General features: G+C 58.5%; 1 protein-coding gene. It reads right to left on the reverse strand.

Translation table 11 applies throughout. The features are described from left to right. The coding region (locus tag ACFWW2_RS17250) for a transposase (protein WP_393929978.1) at positions 1-311 on the reverse strand (311 nt) is incomplete at both ends.

The raw sequence follows: 311 nt of genomic DNA on the forward strand, positions 1-311 counted from the left end.
TCGTATTTCACGCCGTAGGTTGTGATGAAGAAGTCAAAAGCGGCCTCGGCATTCACGCGCGTCTCAGCCTGCCAGATATCGTGCAGGTGGCCCTTGGCTTTGGCCTGAACCGACTTCGGCATCGCGTTCAGTACATTGCCCGTTTTGTGGAACCAGCAGCGCTGTTCTTTCGTGGCCCCAAAGACCTCGCGCAGCGCATGCCAGAAGCCCAAGGCTCCGTCTCCAATGGCAAGATCAGGCGCATGGGTAAGCCCGCGCCGCTGGAGATCGAGAAGCAGCTCACGCCAACTTTGGGTACTTTCGCGATAGCC

Origin of the sequence: Yoonia sp. R2-816 (genome assembly GCF_046762905.1) — a bacterium.
Lineage (GTDB): Bacteria > Pseudomonadota > Alphaproteobacteria > Rhodobacterales > Rhodobacteraceae > Yoonia.